Here is a 16673-nt window from a genome sequence, read left to right as displayed (position 1 = left end):
GCAGGACATTGCGGAGGCAAGGGCATGGGACGGCAGGACGAGGCCGGTGTGGCGTGGGTCGCACCGGTGACAACACGGATACCAAGGCCCGCACAGGGAACGGCCGTCGAGATCGCCTGCCGGGACGGGGTCATGCTCGGCGGGCATGTCTGGAGCGGCGCGGACGGCGCGCCGAACGGCACGGTCATCATCAATCCGGCGACCGGCGTGCTTGCCCGCTATTATCACTATTTCGCCGGCTTCCTCGCCGATCACGGCTTCGAGGTCCTGACCTACGATTATCGCGGGATCGGCCTTTCCCGGCCGGCGCAGCTCAAGGGGTGCGGCTACCGATGGCGCGACTGGGGCGAACGCGATTTCGAAGCTGCGGTGGATTTCATGTCGGCCCGGCGCATGGACGGAACGCTCCTCGTCGTCGGCCACAGCATAGGCGGCTTCCTGCCCGGTCTGGCGCGCAATGCCGAGCGGATCGACCGGATGCTGACGGTCGGCGCGCAATATGCCTATTGGCGCGACTATGCGGCGGAGCAAAGATTGCGGCTGTTCTTCAAGTGGCACGTGGCCATGCCGGTACTGACCGCCATGTTCGGCTTCTTTCCCGGCAAGCGCCTCGGCTGGCTGGAAGACCTGCCGGGGCCGGTCGCCAACGAATGGAGCTTTCGCCGGGCTCGCATGGAACTCAGCCATCCGCGGCACGAACGGGCGGAGGTGCTTCGACGCTTCGCCGCCGTGAGGGCGCCGATCCTGGCCATTGCTGTGTCGGACGACGAACTGGGAACCGTGCCGGCCATTCGGCGGGCCCTTGCCTATTATCACAATGCCGCGCCTGCCGAAGCCCTGCTGAGACCGGCCGATCTCGGCTTCGACAAGATCGGACATTTCGACCTGTTCCATGCCCGCCATGCCAACGGCTTCTGGCTCGACGCCCTGCTCTGGTTGCGGGACGGCATCAACCCCTGGCCGGATGGTCCCGGAGATCGGTGAAGGCCTCGTGGCGGAGGTCGGAGCCGCCGGTCCGCGCGCGAAGGCCGGTTCGTGGCGATGGATCAAAGTCCATGCGCCCCGAACGATTGAGGTGTATGATCCTCCGCCTGGGAGGACATTGCCATGTATAAACACATGCTCGTGCCTACGGATGGGTCGCCGCTTTCGACGGCGGCCGTGGAGAACAGCCTTTCCTTCGCCAAGGAGATCGGCGCGAAGGTTACCCTGCTGACAGTGATCGAGCCGTTCCACATTCTCTCGGCCAATGCCGAACAGCTTGCCGGGACGCGCAGCACCTATGAAGAGCACGCCAAGGCCGAAGCCGAAACGCATCTGACCGGCTTAAGGGAAAAGGCCGGTTCGATGGGCGTCGCCTGCGAGGCGGTCCATGTCGTCAGCGGCGAGCCCTATCAGTGCATCATCGATACGGCGGTCAGGAACAATTGCGACCTGATCACCATGGCCTCGCATGGTCGTCGAGGCGTCAGCGCCCTGGTTCTCGGCAGCGTCACCATGAAAGTGCTGACGCATTCGAAGATCCCGGTGCTGGTCTATCGGTAACAGCCGGATCTGAAAACCCGATCAGCCGATCAGGTTGGCAAAGCGAACCGAATAGACCCGGTCGCGGCCGAGCAGGTGGGCGATCAGGGCGGCGCGGTCGAAGAGGCCGGTAAAGGCCTTGTGGCGCAGGTCGAGGCCGCCGGTCAGGACGCCGAAGGCCGGCATCATCAGGCGTATGCCGTCGCTGGCGAAGCAGGGACGGCGGACCGATTTTTCGCGGCGGCGCACCGTGGCGCAAGGGTGCAGATGGCCGGCCACCTCGCCTTTGGCCGCTGCAAGGCTCGGCTCGTGGCGGAAGGTCAGGCCGCCATAGGCGAGCTCGTCGACCGAGATGCCGGGCAGGCTGGACACGCCGTCCGGGTCGTGGTTGCCGTTGATCCAAATCCATTCGCGGCCCGCCGCCATCAGCGCGATGCGCTGGCGATAGGCCTCGGGCATCAGCGCCGAGCCGACCGGATCGTGGAAATTGTCGCCGAGGCTGACGACGATCTTCGGATCATGGCGAAGGATCACCCCTTCGAGGATCTTCAGCGTCGCGAGCGTGTCATAGGGCGGTAGAAGCTGGCCGCGTCGGGCGAAGGCGGCGCCCTTTTCCAGGTGCAGGTCGGAGACGACCAGCATGGACAGATCGGGAAGATAGAGCGCGCCGGACGGATCGCAGACGGCGCTCACTCCGTGAAACGCGATCTCCACCGAGGGTGGCATCTCGTCGGCGGCCAGACGCCGTGCTGTCAAACTGGTCATTCCGTGTTCCCGGCCGCCGAGGCGGCTGTGTTTCATTCCAATGGGCTGCGAACTTGGTCGCAGTTGCTTCGCCCCCCTCATCCGGCGCTGCGCGCCACCTTCTCCCCGATGGGGAGAAGAGGGGTCGAGGGCGGCGCTGCCGAACCACCGCTTACCCCATGGCCTCGGCGATCAGATCGTCGGCGGCCTCGGCCAGCACATGCTCATGGGCCTCGCCGGCGACCGGTTCGCGGCCGATCTCCAGCATCACCGGCACGGCGAGCGGCGAGATATGCTCCAGCCGCTTGTGGGTGATGTGGCCCCTGATTCTCTTTAGCATATCGGCGAGCCGGGCAATATCGAGAAGACCGGCGGCGGCATCCTGTCGCGTCGCCTGCATCAGGATGTGATCCGGCTCGTGGCTGCGCAGCACATCGTAGATGAGGTCGGCCGAGACGGTGACCTGGCGGCCGCTCTTTTCCTTGCCCGGATGGCGCTTCTCGATCAGGCCGGCAATCACGGCACAGGTGCGGAAGGTGCGCTTCAGCATCCAGGATTCGGCAAGCCAGGCCTCGAGGTCGTCGCCCAGCATGTCCTCGTCGAGCAGGTCGGCGAGGGTCAGGCGCCCTGAGGCGATCATCGTGCCCATGTCTTCCAGCCCCCAGACGGCGAGCGAATAGTCGGTGGCGACGAAGCCGAGCGGCTTGGCGCCCATGCGCTCCAGCCGGCGGGTCAAGAGCATGCCGAGCGTCTGGTGGGCAAGCCTTCCCTCGAAGGGATAGGCAACGAGGAAAAAACGGTTGCCGCGCGGAAAGGTCTCGACCAGCAGTTCGCCGCGCTTCGGCAGGATGGATTTTTCGCGCTGGATCTCCAGCCAGTCGCGCACCTGATCCGGCAGGCCCTGTCGACGCTCCGGATCGTCCAGCATGGCGCGCACCTGTTCAGCGAGATAGGTCGAGAGCGGGAACTTGCCGCCGGCATAGGCCGGGATCTTCGGATCCTGCGAAAAGGCATTGGAGACGAGACATTCATTGTCGCGCAGGGCCTCGAAGCGCAGCACCTTGCCGGAAAAGAGGAAGGTGTCGCCGGGGCTCAGCTGTTCGAAGAAATATTCCTCGACCTTGCCCAGCATCATGCCGCCGCGGCCGAGCGAGCCCAGATGGTTGCGCTTGACGAGCCTGACGTTGAGCATCGGCATCTCGACGATGGTGCCGAGGTTCAGGCGATATTGCTGGATAACCTGCGGATTGGAGACGCGCCAACGGCCGTCCTTGGTCAGGCGGATGCGGGCATAGCGCTCGTAGGTCTTCAGGGCATAACCGCCGGTGGCGACGAAATCGACGATGCGGTCGAAGCTGTGTCTCGGCAGCGCCGCGTAGGGCGAGGCGCTCACCACCTCGGCATAGAGTTCGTCGGCGAGGAAGGGGGCGGCGCAGGCCATGCCGAGCACATGCTGGGCGAGCACGTCGAGCGAGCCCTCCCCCACCGGTGGCGTGTCCTGGGCGCCGAGATAGTTGGCGTCGAGGGCGGCCTGGCACTCCATGACCTCGAAGCGATTGGCCGGCACGAGGATCGCCCGGCTCGGCTCGTCCATGCGGTGATTGGCGCGGCCGATGCGCTGGGCCAGGCGCGAGGCGCCCTTCGGCGCGCCGACATGGACGACAAGATCGACATCGCCCCAGTCGATGCCGAGATCGAGCGTCGAGGTGGCGACCACGGCCCGCAGCCTGTTGTCTGCCATGGCGGCCTCGACCTTTCGCCGCTGAGAGACGTCAAGCGAGCCGTGGTGCAGGGCGATCGGCAGGTTGTCGTCGTTGATCGTCCAGAGTTCCTGGAACAGCATCTCGGCCTGGGAGCGGGTGTTGACGAAGATCAGCGTCGTCTGGAAGTCCTTCAAGACCGCATAGAGTTCGGGCATGGCATAGCGGGCAGAATGGCCCGACCAGGGAATGCGCTCCTCGGTCGTCAGGATGGTGATGTTCGGCTTGGCGCCGCCGTCGACGGTGATCAGACCGGCATGGCGCTCGCCCTCGGGCGCTTGCGCCACCAGCCAGCGCTGCAGGTCGAGCGGTGAAGCGACGGTGGCCGAAAGGCCGATGGTCTGGACGGACGGCGCGAGCTTCCTCAGCCGCGCCAGGCCGAGGGACAGCAGGTGGCCGCGCTTCGAGGTGACGAGCGAATGCAGCTCGTCGAAGATCACATACCGCAGATCCTTGAAGAAGCGCTCGGCGTCATTGGCCGAGATCAGAAGGGCCAGCTGTTCCGGCGTGGTCAGCAGGATGTCCGGCGGGTTGAGCTTCTGGCGCTGGCGCTTTCCGCTCGGCGTGTCGCCGGTGCGGTTCTCGATCGAAATCGGCAGGCCCATCTCGGTGACGGGCTTCATCAGGTTGCGCTCGATGTCGACGGCGAGCGCCTTCAAGGGCGAGATGTAGAGCGTGTGGATGCCGGTAAACGGCGCACCCGGGGCCGGGCGGCGGCGCTCGGCCAGTTCGGTCAGCGACGGCAGGAAGCCGGCGAGCGTCTTGCCGGCGCCGGTGGGGGCGATCAACAGCAGGCTCTCTCCGCCGCGCGCACGGGCAAGCAGTTCCAACTGATGGGCGCGCGGCTGCCAGCCCTTTTCCGCGAACCAGCGGAGGAAGGGCTTGGGCAGGAGGGATATGGCGCGCTCGCTGATGGACACGGGGTAAACCTAGCGGAGTCGCTTCAAAAAAGAAGCGCTGTTGACGGACGAAAGAATCATGGATATTATTTATCTACGATAGGAGCGCACGATGAAACTAGGCGACGGCGTCGAACAGGCCATCCACAGCATGACCATGCTGGCCACCCTGCCCGAGGACGGGGTCCTTTCGGCGGCAGCGCTTGCGGAGTTCCACGGGGTTTCGCCGAGCTACCTGCTGAAACACCTCCAGGCGCTGTCCAGCGCCGGCCTGGTCGACACCGTTCCGGGGCCAAAGGGCGGCTATCGCCTGGCACGCAAGCCCGAGGCGATCACCCTGCTCGACATCGTGCTTGCCGTGGAAGGGCCGCAGCCGGCCTTCCGCTGTCGCGAGATCCGCCAAAGGGGGCCTGATCCCCTCCCCCAGCGGTACTTCGAGAAACCATGCGGGATTGCCGCAGCGATGCTGGCGGCGGAGCGGGTTTATCGGGCCGAGCTCAAGAAAACGAGCATCGCGGATCTGATTTCGGATCTGAAGGCGAACGACGACGGAGGGATCGCGGCACGCGGCTGCGCCTTCCTGGAAATCCACGAACGCAAGACCGCCCGCTGAAGGGCAAATGGAAAGGAAACGCATCATGCATCCGCGCCTCGACATCGGAAAGGCCGCCCCCGCCGCCTACAAGGCCGTGCTCGGCCTCGAAAACTACGTCCAGACCAGCGGGCTTTCCCGCGCCGACATTCACCTGATCAAGCTGCGCGCCTCGATCATCAACGGTTGTGCCTACTGCGTCGACATGCATGTGAAGGAATCGCGCCATGACGGCCTGTCCGAACAGTGGATCAACATGATGTCGGTCTGGCGAGAATCACCGATCTACACGCCGCGCGAACGCGCTGTTCTCGGCTGGGTCGACGCGGTGACGAACATCGCCGGCACCGGCGCGCCGGACGTGGCCTTCGAGGCGCTGAAGGCGCATTTCGATGACTGCGAGATCGCCAACATCACCGTTGCGATCGGCACCATCAATGTCTGGAACAGGATCGCCGTCGGCTTCCGCTTCCCGCATCCGATCGACCAGCCGGCCGTTGCCGCCTGATCAGCCGATCTCCGCTCTTGCCTCCGCAGGGACCGTTACATCGCGATGTAGCGGTCCCTGCGGTGGTTGATGGCGAGCGTGAGGTTGAGCACCACGGCGCCGACGACCGAGCAGAAGATGATGAAGGGCGTGGCGACGAAGAAGGAGAAGACCAGCACCGTGCCGTCGAACACCAATTGCACCAGGCCGGCGCGCCAGCCGAAGCGGTCCTGCAGGTAGAGCGCCAGGATGCCGAAGCCGCCGAGGCTGGCGCGGTGGCGAAAGAGCGCCAAGAGGCCGGCACCGATGACCAGCCCGCCGAAGATCGCCGCGACCAGCGGGTCGATGTGGGAAAAGCCGATGGCCCGCGGCACCGCTTCCGTGAGGAAGGAGGTGAATGCCACGGCTGAGAAGGTCTTCAGCGTGAAGCCGAGCCCGAAGCGGCGGAAGGCCAGCCAGTAGAAGGGCAGGTTGATGACGAAGAACAGCAGACCGAAGGCATAGCCGGTGGCATAATGCAGCAGGAAGGCGACGCCGGTGGTGCCGCCGGTGAGCAGGCCGGCGCTTGACAGCAGCAGCACGCCGAGCGAGGCCATCATCGAGCCGGCCGCCAGGCCCTGGACGTCATCGACGAGCGAATGGCGCTCCGAAGAGGAGGTCATCATGTCCTTCAGGCGGGTCTTCACTTCGACATTGGCCATGTCATATCCTGCCGTTCAATGCGCTTGCTTGCCCAGTCGGTAGCGCGCCGCCGCGCCGATCTCAAGGGGTATGCCGCCGAAAGCCTCAGCGCAGGGCGATGTAACGATCGGAGCGGTGGTTGATGGCGAGGAAGAGGTTGAGCACGACGGCGCCGAGCACCGAATAGGCGACCACCTGCGGGCTGACGACGGCAAAGGCGGTGGCCATGACGACGAGATCGAAGGCGAGCTGGACCAGGCCGGCGCGGATGCCGAAACGATCCTGCACATAGACGGCGAGGATGCCGAGCCCGCCGAGGCTGGCGCGGTGGCGGTAGAGCGCCAGAAGGCCGAAACCGAGCAGCAGGCCGCCAAGCACCGCAGCCCAGACCGGAGCGATGCTCTCGATCACCAGGAAGCGGCTTTCGATTTCCACGAGGAACGAGGTGAAGCCGACGGCGGCAAAGGTCTTCAGGGTGAAATCGACGCCGACGCGGCGCAGCGACAGGATGTAGAAGGGCAGGTTAAGCACGAAGAAGAGCAGGCCGAAGCTCAGACCGCTCCAGTAGTGCAGGACGAAGGCCAACCCCGCCATGCCGCCGGTGAGAAGCCCGACCTTGGCCAGCAGATAGAGGCCGAGCGCGGCGATCATGCTGCCGGCGATGAGCCCCTGCAGATCCTCGGCCGCCGTATGGCGGGTCGGATTGGAATTCCAGATACCCAGCATGCTCGTCAAATGCGCCATGACACGTCTCCGAAAAAGCTCTTCCGCTGTGCAAAAAATACTCCGGATCCCCTGAGACGCAAGGGCGATAGGTAAGGAATACTGACCTATCGTGCAGTTCGCAATTTTCGGTTCCCTCAGGGCGTCCGGATCGCAAGAAACAGAATGCCGAGGACCGGTTTTCCGCCATCCATGCGAATGGTCGTACGCTCGATTTCGCGGATCTCGAAGCCGGCGGCGGCAAGCGCGGCGCGGACATAGGCTTCCGAATGGGCATAACGCAGCGAAGGGGCAAGGTGAAAGCCGTCCGGCGTGCCGGCATCCTCGACCGAAAAGGCGAAGAATGCGCCGGGGGCCGAAAGCTCCGCGGCCAGGGAAAAGGCGTTCGACAGGTCGCCGAGATACATCAGCACGTCGGCGGCGGCGACGAGATCGGCACGGCCGCGCGTCAGACCGCCTTCGAAAAGCCGGGAGCCTTCGCCATCGAGCGACAGGTCGGAGCGCGCCAGGTGGTCGTAGATCCCCTTCTCCTCGGCCTTGGCGAGCATGTTGACCGAGAGATCGAAGCCTTCAAGCCGGCTGACACTGGAGCGGATTTCGACGCCGAACAGGCCGGTGCCGCAGCCGAGATCGATGGCGCGGGCAAAGGGGCCGCCCTCGCCGCGCGCCTTGCGCACCAGCGCCGCGAGCTTGCCGGGGACGGTATAGTCCAGCCGCTTGACGAGGGCCGCCTCGAAACGGTCGGCATAGTCGTCGAACAGGGCCTCGACATAGCGGCTCGGCGGCTTGTCGGGCGTCTCTGCGGCGCCGAGGAGGGCGAGCTTCAGGCCGGCCCCGAAGATGTCCTCCGGATCGAGCGCCAGCACCTGCCGGAGCGCCTCCGCCGCCTCTGCGCCAAGGCCGGCCTTCTGGCGATATTCGCCGAGACGCAGCCAGCCGGCGGCCCAGGCGGGCGCCAGTTCCAGCGCCTGCTCCATCAATTCGGCGGCCGCCGCAGGATCGCCACTTTCGGCGAGCATCCGGGCATAGTCGGCGCGACGGTCGGCAATGACGTCGCCGGAGGAAAACTGGGTGGGCTGCATGATGAAATCCCGTGGATCAGGCGGCACTTGACCGAAGGGCCGAAAAAACACAAGAGCTAAGTTGTCCGGCGCAAAGCTTGGCGTTCGCGCGCCTTGCTTGCGGGAAACGGCGCCTCTTCCTATGTGAGGACAAACAGGAGATTGCCATGGCCGATCAGGTCAACAGATTTCTCGGCGACACGCCGGGCCGCACGATCATCAAGCTCGTCGTCGTCTCGCTGATCGTCGGCTTCATCATGCATGTGTTCGGCATCTATCCGGTCGACATCCTCGAAGGCATCCGCCACTTCTTCATCGAGCTCTGGTATCGCGGTTTCGCCGCGCTCGGACGGGTCGGCGACTATCTTCTGCTCGGCGCGACCATCGTCATCCCGGTCTTCATCGTGCTGCGTCTGATCAGCGCAAGGAACTGAGATGCAGCCTGCGACCGTTCAGCCCTTTCCGCGGCGCACGCTTCTGATCCTGTCGGCCGGCGGCCTTGTCGCCGCGCTTGCCGGCTGCCGTAGCACGGACGTCCTGCCGACCGGTGACGACCTCGCCGAGGTGCAGACCGAAGGCGCGCTGCCGATCGTCAACACCCTGCGGCAGAAGAAGGGACTGGGAGGCCTCTCCCGCAAGCCCGAGGCCGAGGTCGCGGCTCTCATCCAGGCGAGGCGCATGGCGAAGGCCGGAAAGATGGCGCATCTGATCGGCTTCAACGACAGTTTCCTCGAGCGCATGAAATCGACCGAAGTACCGCTGCCGGCGGCCGAGAACATTGCCACCGGCCAGGACAGCGTCGAGCGCGCGGTCCAGGCGTGGATCGATTCGAAGAAGCATCTCGAGAACATGCTCGGCACCTATCAGGGCCTCGGCGTCGCCGTTGCGCGCCACCCCTCTTCCGCCAACCGCCCCTATTGGGCCATGGTGCTGTCGGCCTGAGCGATTCCCGCCCCGGCGCGAAGTCAGTGGGCGCATGCATGGACACGAGAAGCCAGCCGGTTCGGATCATCGAAGTAACACATCGCTCGGTGCTGGCGATCGCCGTGCCGATGACGCTCGGTTACGTCACCACGCCGCTGCTCGGCCTGACGGATACCGCCGTGATCGGCCGCACCGGCGAGGCGGCGGCGCTGGCCGGGCTTGCCATTGCCGCCGCGCTCTTCGACCTGCTGTTCGGCAGCCTGAATTTCCTGCGAGCCTCGACCACGGCGCTCGTCGCCCAGGCTCAGGGACGCGGCGACGGGGACGAATTGTTTGCCGTTTTCTGGCGCTCGATTGCGCTTTCGCTCGGCTTCGGCCTGCTCATTCTCGCCTTGTCGCCGCTGATCATCTCCGGCGGCCTGACGATGATGGGCGCCGAAGGCCGGGTTGCCGAGGCGTCGGCCACCTATATCGCCATCCGCATCATTGCCGCACCGGTGACGCTGTCCAACTTCACCCTGCTCGGCTTCGTGCTCGGGCGCGGGCTCGGCTCGATCGGGCTCGGACTGCAGATCCTGCTGAACGGCATCAACATCGTCATGTCGATCCTGCTCGGCCTGACCTTCGGCTGGGGGATCGCCGGCGTCGCCTGGGGAACGGTGATCGGCGAGACCGTGGCGGCACTCGCGGGCCTCGCCTTCGTCTTCTGGCGCTACGGTCCGTCCGCGATGCCGCGGCTGGCCATGCTGACCGATACGGCGAAGCTGAAAGAACTCTTCCACCTCAACCGCGACATCCTGATCCGCACCTTCTCGCTGATCACCGCCTTCACCGTGATGACCCGGGTGGGCGCGAGCTTCGGCCCGGTGACGCTCGCCGCCAACGCGGTGCTTCTCAACTTCTTCATGATCTCGAGCTTCTATCTCGACGGGATCGCCACCGCGGCCGAGCAGATCGCCGGCCAGACCATCGGGGCGCGTTATCGCCCGGGCTTCGAACGCGCGGTGAAGCTCACCGGCATCTGGTCGCTCGGGCTGGCGCTGGCGAGCCTTGCCTTCTTTCTCGGGCTCGGGGAGTCGATCATCGGCTTCATCACCACCGCGCAGGAGGTTCGCATCGTCGCCGACCTCTATCTGCCCTATGCGGCGCTGACCGCGCTGACCGGGGCGCTGGCCTTCCAGATGGACGGCATCTTCATCGGCGCCACCTGGTCGCGCGAGATGCGCAACATGATGATCGTGGCGCTGGCCGGCTATCTCGCGACACTGGCTGCCCTCGTGCCGAGCTTCGGCAATCACGGCTTGTGGATCGCGCTCAACGTGTTTCTGGCGCTGCGCGGCCTGCTGCTGCTGTCGCGGCTGAAACCGAAGCTCGATCAGACCTTTGCGGCCAGCCAGTAGTCGAGGCGGGTGTCGCGCAGCTCGCGGATCGAGGAGACCTTTTCGCGGTCGAGCAGCGCCGACAGGCCGCGCACGATGCGTGCCGGAAGGCCGGGCCCCTCATAGACCATGCAGGAATAGAGCTGCACCAGATCGGCGCCGGCGCGGATCTTTTCCAGCGCCGTCTCGGCCGAGGACACGCCGCCGACGCCGATGATCGGCATGGCCGGGCCGACGCGCTTGCGCATGCGGGCGAGCACCGCCGTCGACTTGTCAAACAGCGGCATGCCCGACAGCCCGCCCGCCTCACCGGCGAGACGCGGATCGGTAAGGCCGTCGCGGGACAGCGTCGTGTTGGAGACGATCAGCCCGTCGAGCTGGTGCGCCAGCGCTTCGGCGGCAATGTCGTCCATGCCCTCTTCGGTGAGATCCGGCGCGACCTTCAGAAAGACCGGGCGACGCACGCCCGATGCCGCGGCGATTTCGTCGCGCGCGGCGAGCACGGCCGACAGCAGCGTCGACAGGCTCTCGCGGGCCTGCAGGTCGCGCAGGCCCGGCGTGTTGGGCGAGGAGATGTTGGCGGTGAAATAGGAGGCGACGCCCGAGAAGCGGCGGATGCCCTCGACATAGTCGGCGATGCGGTCGGCGCTGTCCTTGTTGGCGCCGATATTGACGCCGACGATGCCGGCGGGCCGGCGGGCCAGCAGTCGGGCAAGGGCGGCCGCATGGCCTTCATTGTTGAAGCCGAGCCGGTTGATCACGGCGAGGTCCTTTTCCAGCCGGAAGATGCGCGGCCTGGGATTGCCGGCCTGCGGCTTCGGCGTCAGCGTGCCGACCTCGGCAAAGCCGAAGCCGAGACGCAGCAGCGCGTCGGGCACTTCGGCATTCTTGTCATAGCCCGCGGCCATGCCGAGCGGATTGGGGAATTGGAGGCCGGCGACGGTTATGGCGAGCCGCGGATCGGCCTTCAGCGTGCAGCCCGGCACGAGGCCGGATTTCAGCGCCGCGATCGACATGCCGTGGGCGGTTTCGGCGTCGAAAAGGAACAGGCCGCGGCGGGCAATCGTCTTGAAAGCATCGATCATCGGTCCATCTCCGGAAAGACATGCTGGCCGTCGCCGCCAAGCGGCAGGGGCTTTTCCCACAGGACGGCATCGAGCGGCAGGTTGGCATAGAGGTGCGGAAAAAGATCGCCGCCGCGCGACGGCTCGAAGCGCAGCGCCGCGCCGAGCGCTGCCGCCTCGACGGCGACCAGCAGCAGGTTCTCGACCCCGGCAAAGTGGCGCGCGGCCGTTTCGACCGCCTGGGCGGCCGTGGAAAAATGGATGCAGCCGTCGTGAAGATCGATCGCCGCCCCGCGAAATACTCCCTCGTCGCGCGCTTCCTGCCATAATTCGCGCGGCACGATCTTGTATATGATCCGATCCAAGGGCTTGTCCTTCCGTCAGCGGCGTTTCCGCTGGCGGTTTGCCGCAAACCGACCGGCTTGTCCACGCTTGTTATACCGGCGGACGAGCCATCCGTGACGAATTCGAGGAGATCGCCGATGCGCCCGATGCCCATGCCAACGACCCTTTTCCTCATGATCGCAACCGGCCTCGCAGCACCGGCCCTGGCCGAGGACACCGATGTGGCGCGCTTCGCGCTGGAGAAGACCGACGGCGGCTTCGTTCGCCTCGACCGCAAGACCGGCGCGCTGACGCTTTGCCAGGAGAATGACGGAACGCTCACCTGCCGCATGGCCGCCGACGAGCGCGCCGCCTACGAGGAAGACCTTGCCCGCCTGGAAAAACGCGTGGAGGCGCTGGAGAAAAGCCTCTCCACCGGCCGCCCACTGGCGAATGCCGAGCCCCTGCCGAGCGACGAAGAGGTCGAGCGCTCGATCGGCATCATGGAACGCTTCATGCGCAGCTTCTTCGGTCTGGTGGAAGAGTTCAAGCAACAGGAAGAAGGCGGAACGCCCGACAAAACATAGACTATTGTATATATTCCCACTAATCGCTAAATAGATGAAGAGCCGCGGACGCGGCGTACAAGACATCGCTCTTGGGAGGGGGCTCCGACATGACGGCATCGACCTTCATCATTGCAGACGATCATCCGCTCTTCCGCGGCGCCTTGCGTCAGGCCGTCAGCGGCATTGACGGAGAACAGACGATTATCGAAGCGGGTGATTTCGAAGCCGCCCGCAAGGCGGCAGCCACCCATTCCGACGCTGAACTGATGATGCTCGACCTGTCCATGCCGGGCGTGTCCGGCTTTTCCGGTCTGATGTCGCTCAGAGCCGAATTCGCCAGCCTGCCGATCGTCATAGTCTCGGCCAGCGACGACCCCACCACCATTCGCCGCGCGCTCGAACTCGGCGCCTCCGGCTTCATCTCCAAGTCGTCCGGCATCGAGGACATCCGCGCCGCCATCCAGTCCGTGCTGGAGGGCGACATCTGGACACCGAAATTCTACCAGGGCGGCCAGGAACAGGATCCCGACGTCGCCGACCTGATCAGCCGCCTGAGGACGCTCACCCCGCAGCAGAGCCGCGTGCTCGGCATGCTCGGCGAAGGCCTGCTCAACAAGCAGATCGCCTATGAGCTCGGCGTGTCGGAAGCCACCATCAAGGCCCATGTCTCGGCCATCCTGCTGAAGCTCAAGGTCGACAGCCGCACCCAGGCCGTCATCCAGCTCGGCAAGATCAACATGGCCATGGTCGCCTGACGAAAGGACGCGTCAAGCGCTCCTGCGAGGAGGATTTTATTCCTTTTCGCCTTTACTGGACAACCTGCATTGGCTAAAGTTCCGGTATCTCGCCGGGGCAAGGCATTTCGTTGCCGTCGCAGCCGGCCCTGGAGCATGAGCGACGATGCTTTCGCATGACAAGATCTGGGCCGCGATCGACAGGCTCGCCGAAAGCCACCAGCTGACGACGTCGGGTCTGGCGCGGCGGGCGGGCCTCGACCCGACATCGTTCAACAAGTCGAAGCGGACCGGCCCGGACGGGCGCATGCGCTGGCCTTCGACCGAGTCCATTTCCAAGGTGCTCGAGGCGACCGGAACCGGCATCGACCAGTTCATGGGCTTCATCCTGCCGGAGGCGGGCGGCGCGGTGCCGAACGGCGCGTTTCCGCCGCAGGCCGGATCGATCCCCCTGCTCGGCTTTGCCCAGGCGGGCGCCGGCGGCTTCTTCGACGACGGCGGATTTCCGGCAGGCCAGGGATGGGACGTGGTCGAATTCCCCGCCTCGCCGGCCCGCAAGTCCGGCGTCTACGCGCTGGAGGTCCAGGGCGACAGCATGAAGCCGCTCTATCGCGACGGCGACGTGCTGATCGTCGAGCCGGGCGCCCAGGTCAGACGCGGCGACCGCGTGGTGGTCAAGACCCGTGAAGGCGAGGTCATGGCCAAGGTCCTGGCGCGCCAGTCGGCCAAAACCATCGAACTGATATCGCTCAACCCGGAGCATCCGAACCGCAACCTCGACATGACGGATGTCGAGTGGATCGCGCGGATCATCTGGGCCAGCCAGTAGGAAAATCGGCCTATGCGTCCTTTCGGTACCATCGTCGTCGGCGTCGCCGGCTTAGCCCTTTGGGCCGTCTTGCTGACGGCTGCCGGCCGCAATGTCGGAAAGGAGGAAGCAGCGGGCTTCGAGATCGAGGACATGCCGACCGAATGGGCCGAGCCGAATGCGCCGGCGGATGCCACGGCGGAGCAGTCCCCGGCATCGGCCGACGGCGCCCCGGAGATCCCAGTCGAGGCGGCCCCGCAGACAGGCGAGCAAGCCGCGCCGGATGCGGCTGGGGAAGGTGCCGGCGTGCGGCCGGTCAATCCCGAACTCTTTGCCTCGCCGCTCGCCGCTGCGCCCGAAAAGCTCGAGCGTATCGAACCGCGTGCGCCGCTTGAGACCATTCAGCCCAAAACCGAGCGGGTGAAGGTCGTGCTCTTGCCTCGGCCGGAATCGGTCGAGGCCGGGCTGATCGCGTTTGGCCCGAGAAACCTCAAGATCGCCGATATCGCCACCACTGATCGGATGCGCATGTGCCCGACATCGAAGGGCGGTGACTGGCCGTGCGGCATGGTGGCGCGCACCCAGCAGCGGCTGTTCCTGCGCAACCGCACCATTTCCTGCGACACCGACAGCGCCGAATGGGAGGGCATGATCGAGGCCCGCTGCCGTGTGGGCGAACTCGACATCGCCACATGGCTCGCCGAGAACGGCTGGGCCGAGGCACCGGCGGGCTCGCCGCTTGTCGCACTCACGGACAAGGCGCGCACCGAGCGGCGTGGGCTTTTCGGCGACGATCAGCGGTGAGCCAAAGCCCGGCTTGAAAGCGGAGCCGGCAAACCCTACTCTCCCGGAAAACAACGAGGAATGCCCGACAGATGACAACGCCCGTAACGCCGCACGACGCCCTGATCTTCGTCATGGTGATGGCTTCTGCCGTCGACAATTCGATGAACGACAAGGAGTTGCGCCGCATCGGCCAGCTGATCGACCTGCTGCCGGTCTTCGACGGCTTCGACAAGGACGGGCTGATCGCGGTTTCTCAGCGCTGCGCCGATATCCTGGCTGGCCCCGAGGGCCTCGATATCGCACTCGAAGTCATCCGCGACGCCGTGCCGGCACGGTCCTACGACACCGTCTATGCGCTGGCCGTCGAGGTCATGGCGGTCGACATGGCGGTGAAGCCCGAGGAGATCCGGTTTCTGCAATTGCTGCGCGACCGGCTTGACCTCGACAAACTGACCTGCGCGGCGATCGAGCACAGCGCGATTGCCCGCTACCGCCCCATGTGACCAGCGACGCGGCATCCCCGCCCTTGCCGGGGATGCCGCCTGAAGCGCTGGCAGTGGAACCGAAGGATCGCGTCGCGCCTCAGAACAGGCCGTAGGGAAAATAGCGCAGATAGATTTCCTGCAGCCGGCCGTTTCGCGACAAGGCCGCCAGTGCGCTGTCGAAGGCGGCGGCGAGCACGGGATCGTCGCGGCGGAGCATGATCGTCAGCCCCTCCCCCAGAAAGCGCTCCGAGACATAGGCCTGACCGAAGAGCGCGCAGCAATTGCCCGCGGCATCACCAGCCGTCCAGAAGGACAGCTGCAGCGAATCGGCGAACACGGCGTCGATCTTCTTCGCCTTCAGTTCCTCCAGCATCTTTTCCCGATCCGGAAAGCCGACCGCCCGGATGTCGGGAAAAAACGCCTTCAGCATGGCCTCGTGCGCCGTGCCGCTGACGACACCCACACGATGGCCGAACAGCGTGTCGGCATCCTCACCGCCAAGCTCCACCGCCTTGTTGCGGGCAAAACGCGCCGGCAGCAGCAGATAGGGCCGGGTGAAGGAAAAGCGGGCGCGCAGGTTGTCGCTGACCGCCATGCCGGCCAGCACCGCCTCGCCCTGTCCGGCAGCGAGGGCCGCCTCGAGCTCGCCATAGGGCAGCGCCTGGATCTGGCATTTTGCCTCGATGCCGAGTTCCGCACAGATGGCGCGCGCCAGATCGATGTGAAAGCCGGCGAGCCTGCCCGTCTGGTCGGCGAAATTGAAGGGCGGAAAATCGGTCGTCGTCAGGAACCGCACGCGCAGCACGCTGGACAGGTCGGGGCGCGGCAGGCGCTCGCGAGCATCGAACAGCACCGGCAGATCCCCCGCCCGCGACGGGTGCGACAGCGGCAGGGCCGCAAGAATCGCGCACGCCACTACAACTAAAAAGCGCAACCCCTGAAAATGCAGGGATGAAACTACCATGCGTATCATTATGATCCATTTCCGGGGACAGCTGGGGCGTCATCACCCGATGACGGTGTAACAGAGTCATGCAAATCGGGGAATATGGCGGCCGCGCAAGAGCGACCGCCGGGGGTGCCAGTGCTGCATCGCATCAAGCGCCTGTCCCCGGGGAAAGAGCCGCGG

20 protein-coding genes are annotated in these 16673 nt (G+C 65.4%); 12 read left to right on the top strand and 8 right to left on the bottom strand.

Annotated elements, in window-relative coordinates:
* Positions 1–24 precede the first annotated feature (24 nt).
* Together L867_RS0122340 and L867_RS0122335 are read left to right on the top strand one after the other, a co-directional pair.
* Entirely contained in the window at positions 25–984 is a 960-nt protein-coding gene (locus tag L867_RS0122340) for an alpha/beta hydrolase family protein (RefSeq protein ID WP_051439162.1), read from the top strand.
* 123 nt (positions 985–1107) lie between these two features.
* Positions 1108–1545, top strand: a complete 438-nt coding sequence (locus L867_RS0122335) for a universal stress protein (RefSeq protein ID WP_028738895.1) — start codon at positions 1108–1110, stop codon at positions 1543–1545.
* 21 nt (positions 1546–1566) lie between these two features.
* Here the strand turns inward: L867_RS0122335 and pdeM are convergent, their stop codons facing one another.
* Together pdeM and L867_RS0122325 are read right to left on the bottom strand one after the other, a co-directional pair.
* The gene (gene pdeM / locus L867_RS0122330) at positions 1567–2289 is read right to left on the bottom strand and encodes a ligase-associated DNA damage response endonuclease PdeM (RefSeq protein ID WP_051439161.1); all 723 of its coding nucleotides are present in this window, start codon (positions 2287–2289) and stop codon (positions 1567–1569) included.
* 151 nt (positions 2290–2440) lie between these two features.
* Positions 2441–4948 (bottom strand): ligase-associated DNA damage response DEXH box helicase, encoded by a 2508-nt coding sequence (locus L867_RS0122325; protein ID WP_028738893.1) that lies wholly within the window; start codon positions 4946–4948, stop codon positions 2441–2443.
* A gap of 91 nt (positions 4949–5039) precedes the next feature.
* On the opposite strand from L867_RS0122325, the gene L867_RS0122320 reads away from it, so the two are divergent.
* Positions 5040–5540 carry an RrF2 family transcriptional regulator gene (locus L867_RS0122320; RefSeq protein WP_028738892.1) on the top strand — a complete coding sequence of 167 codons (501 nt, stop codon included), beginning with the start codon at positions 5040–5042 and terminating at the stop codon, positions 5538–5540.
* Positions 5541–5565: 25 nt separating this feature from the next.
* Positions 5566–6027, top strand: a complete 462-nt coding sequence (locus L867_RS0122315; protein WP_028738891.1) for a carboxymuconolactone decarboxylase family protein — start codon at positions 5566–5568, stop codon at positions 6025–6027.
* Positions 6028–6062: 35 nt separating this feature from the next.
* Here the strand turns inward: L867_RS0122315 and L867_RS0122310 are convergent, their stop codons facing one another.
* The 3 genes from L867_RS0122310 to L867_RS0122300 all read right to left on the bottom strand — a co-directional run bounded on the left by L867_RS0122310 (position 6063) and on the right by L867_RS0122300 (position 8492).
* Complete coding sequence (locus L867_RS0122310) at positions 6063–6707, bottom strand: YitT family protein (protein ID WP_037174205.1); 645 nt, start codon at positions 6705–6707, stop codon at positions 6063–6065.
* 85 nt (positions 6708–6792) lie between these two features.
* Positions 6793–7431, bottom strand: a complete 639-nt coding sequence (locus tag L867_RS0122305) for a YitT family protein (RefSeq protein WP_028738889.1) — start codon at positions 7429–7431, stop codon at positions 6793–6795.
* 116 nt (positions 7432–7547) lie between these two features.
* Positions 7548–8492, bottom strand: a complete 945-nt coding sequence (locus L867_RS0122300; protein WP_028738888.1) for a class I SAM-dependent DNA methyltransferase — start codon at positions 8490–8492, stop codon at positions 7548–7550.
* Between the two features lie 146 nt (positions 8493–8638).
* On the opposite strand from L867_RS0122300, the gene L867_RS0122295 reads away from it, so the two are divergent.
* From L867_RS0122295 to L867_RS0122285, 3 genes are read left to right on the top strand one after another with little or no spacing between them, the layout of a single operon-like run.
* Positions 8639–8905: a DUF6460 domain-containing protein gene (locus tag L867_RS0122295; protein WP_028738887.1), complete on the top strand. Its 267-nt coding sequence runs from the start codon at positions 8639–8641 to the stop codon at positions 8903–8905.
* Position 8906: 1 nt separating this feature from the next.
* On the top strand, positions 8907–9413 hold the full coding sequence (locus L867_RS0122290) for a CAP domain-containing protein (RefSeq protein WP_028738886.1): 507 nt from the start codon (positions 8907–8909) through the stop codon (positions 9411–9413).
* Positions 9414–9451: 38 nt separating this feature from the next.
* Positions 9452–10795 carry an MATE family efflux transporter gene (locus tag L867_RS0122285; protein WP_028738885.1) on the top strand — a complete coding sequence of 448 codons (1344 nt, stop codon included), beginning with the start codon at positions 9452–9454 and terminating at the stop codon, positions 10793–10795.
* Here L867_RS0122285 and L867_RS0122280 read toward each other — a convergent pair.
* Together L867_RS0122280 and L867_RS0122275 are read right to left on the bottom strand one after the other, a co-directional pair.
* A complete protein-coding gene (locus tag L867_RS0122280; RefSeq protein WP_028738884.1) occupies positions 10771–11859 on the bottom strand; it encodes a quinone-dependent dihydroorotate dehydrogenase in 1089 nt (362 codons plus the stop codon). The genes L867_RS0122285 and L867_RS0122280 overlap by 25 nt on opposite strands.
* Positions 11856–12203 (bottom strand): DUF952 domain-containing protein, encoded by a 348-nt coding sequence (locus L867_RS0122275; protein WP_028738883.1) that lies wholly within the window; start codon positions 12201–12203, stop codon positions 11856–11858. Before L867_RS0122275 ends, L867_RS0122280 begins: the two co-directional genes overlap by 4 nt.
* A 117-nt stretch (positions 12204–12320) precedes the next feature.
* Between L867_RS0122275 and L867_RS0122270 the strand changes: the two genes are divergently transcribed.
* The 5 genes from L867_RS0122270 (at position 12321) to L867_RS0122250 (ending at position 15562) form a co-directional block, all read left to right on the top strand.
* Entirely contained in the window at positions 12321–12749 is a 429-nt protein-coding gene (locus L867_RS0122270; protein WP_051439160.1) for a hypothetical protein, read from the top strand.
* Between the two features lie 89 nt (positions 12750–12838).
* Positions 12839–13486: a response regulator gene (locus tag L867_RS0122265; RefSeq protein WP_028738881.1), complete on the top strand. Its 648-nt coding sequence runs from the start codon at positions 12839–12841 to the stop codon at positions 13484–13486.
* A gap of 145 nt (positions 13487–13631) precedes the next feature.
* Positions 13632–14294 (top strand): S24 family peptidase, encoded by a 663-nt coding sequence (locus tag L867_RS0122260; protein WP_028738880.1) that lies wholly within the window; start codon positions 13632–13634, stop codon positions 14292–14294.
* A gap of 12 nt (positions 14295–14306) precedes the next feature.
* A complete protein-coding gene (locus L867_RS0122255; protein WP_028738879.1) occupies positions 14307–15077 on the top strand; it encodes a thermonuclease family protein in 771 nt (256 codons plus the stop codon).
* Positions 15078–15148: 71 nt separating this feature from the next.
* Positions 15149–15562 (top strand): tellurite resistance TerB family protein, encoded by a 414-nt coding sequence (locus tag L867_RS0122250; RefSeq protein WP_028738878.1) that lies wholly within the window; start codon positions 15149–15151, stop codon positions 15560–15562.
* Positions 15563–15641: 79 nt separating this feature from the next.
* Here L867_RS0122250 and L867_RS0122245 read toward each other — a convergent pair whose 3' ends face one another.
* Positions 15642–16517, bottom strand: a complete 876-nt coding sequence (locus tag L867_RS0122245) for a transporter substrate-binding domain-containing protein (RefSeq protein WP_028738877.1) — start codon at positions 16515–16517, stop codon at positions 15642–15644.
* Positions 16518–16673 lie beyond the last annotated feature (156 nt).

The organism is Paenirhizobium selenitireducens ATCC BAA-1503 (genome assembly GCF_000518785.1).
GTDB lineage: Bacteria > Pseudomonadota > Alphaproteobacteria > Rhizobiales > Rhizobiaceae > Allorhizobium > Allorhizobium selenitireducens.
This window is presented reverse-complemented; position numbering and strand designations above follow the sequence as displayed.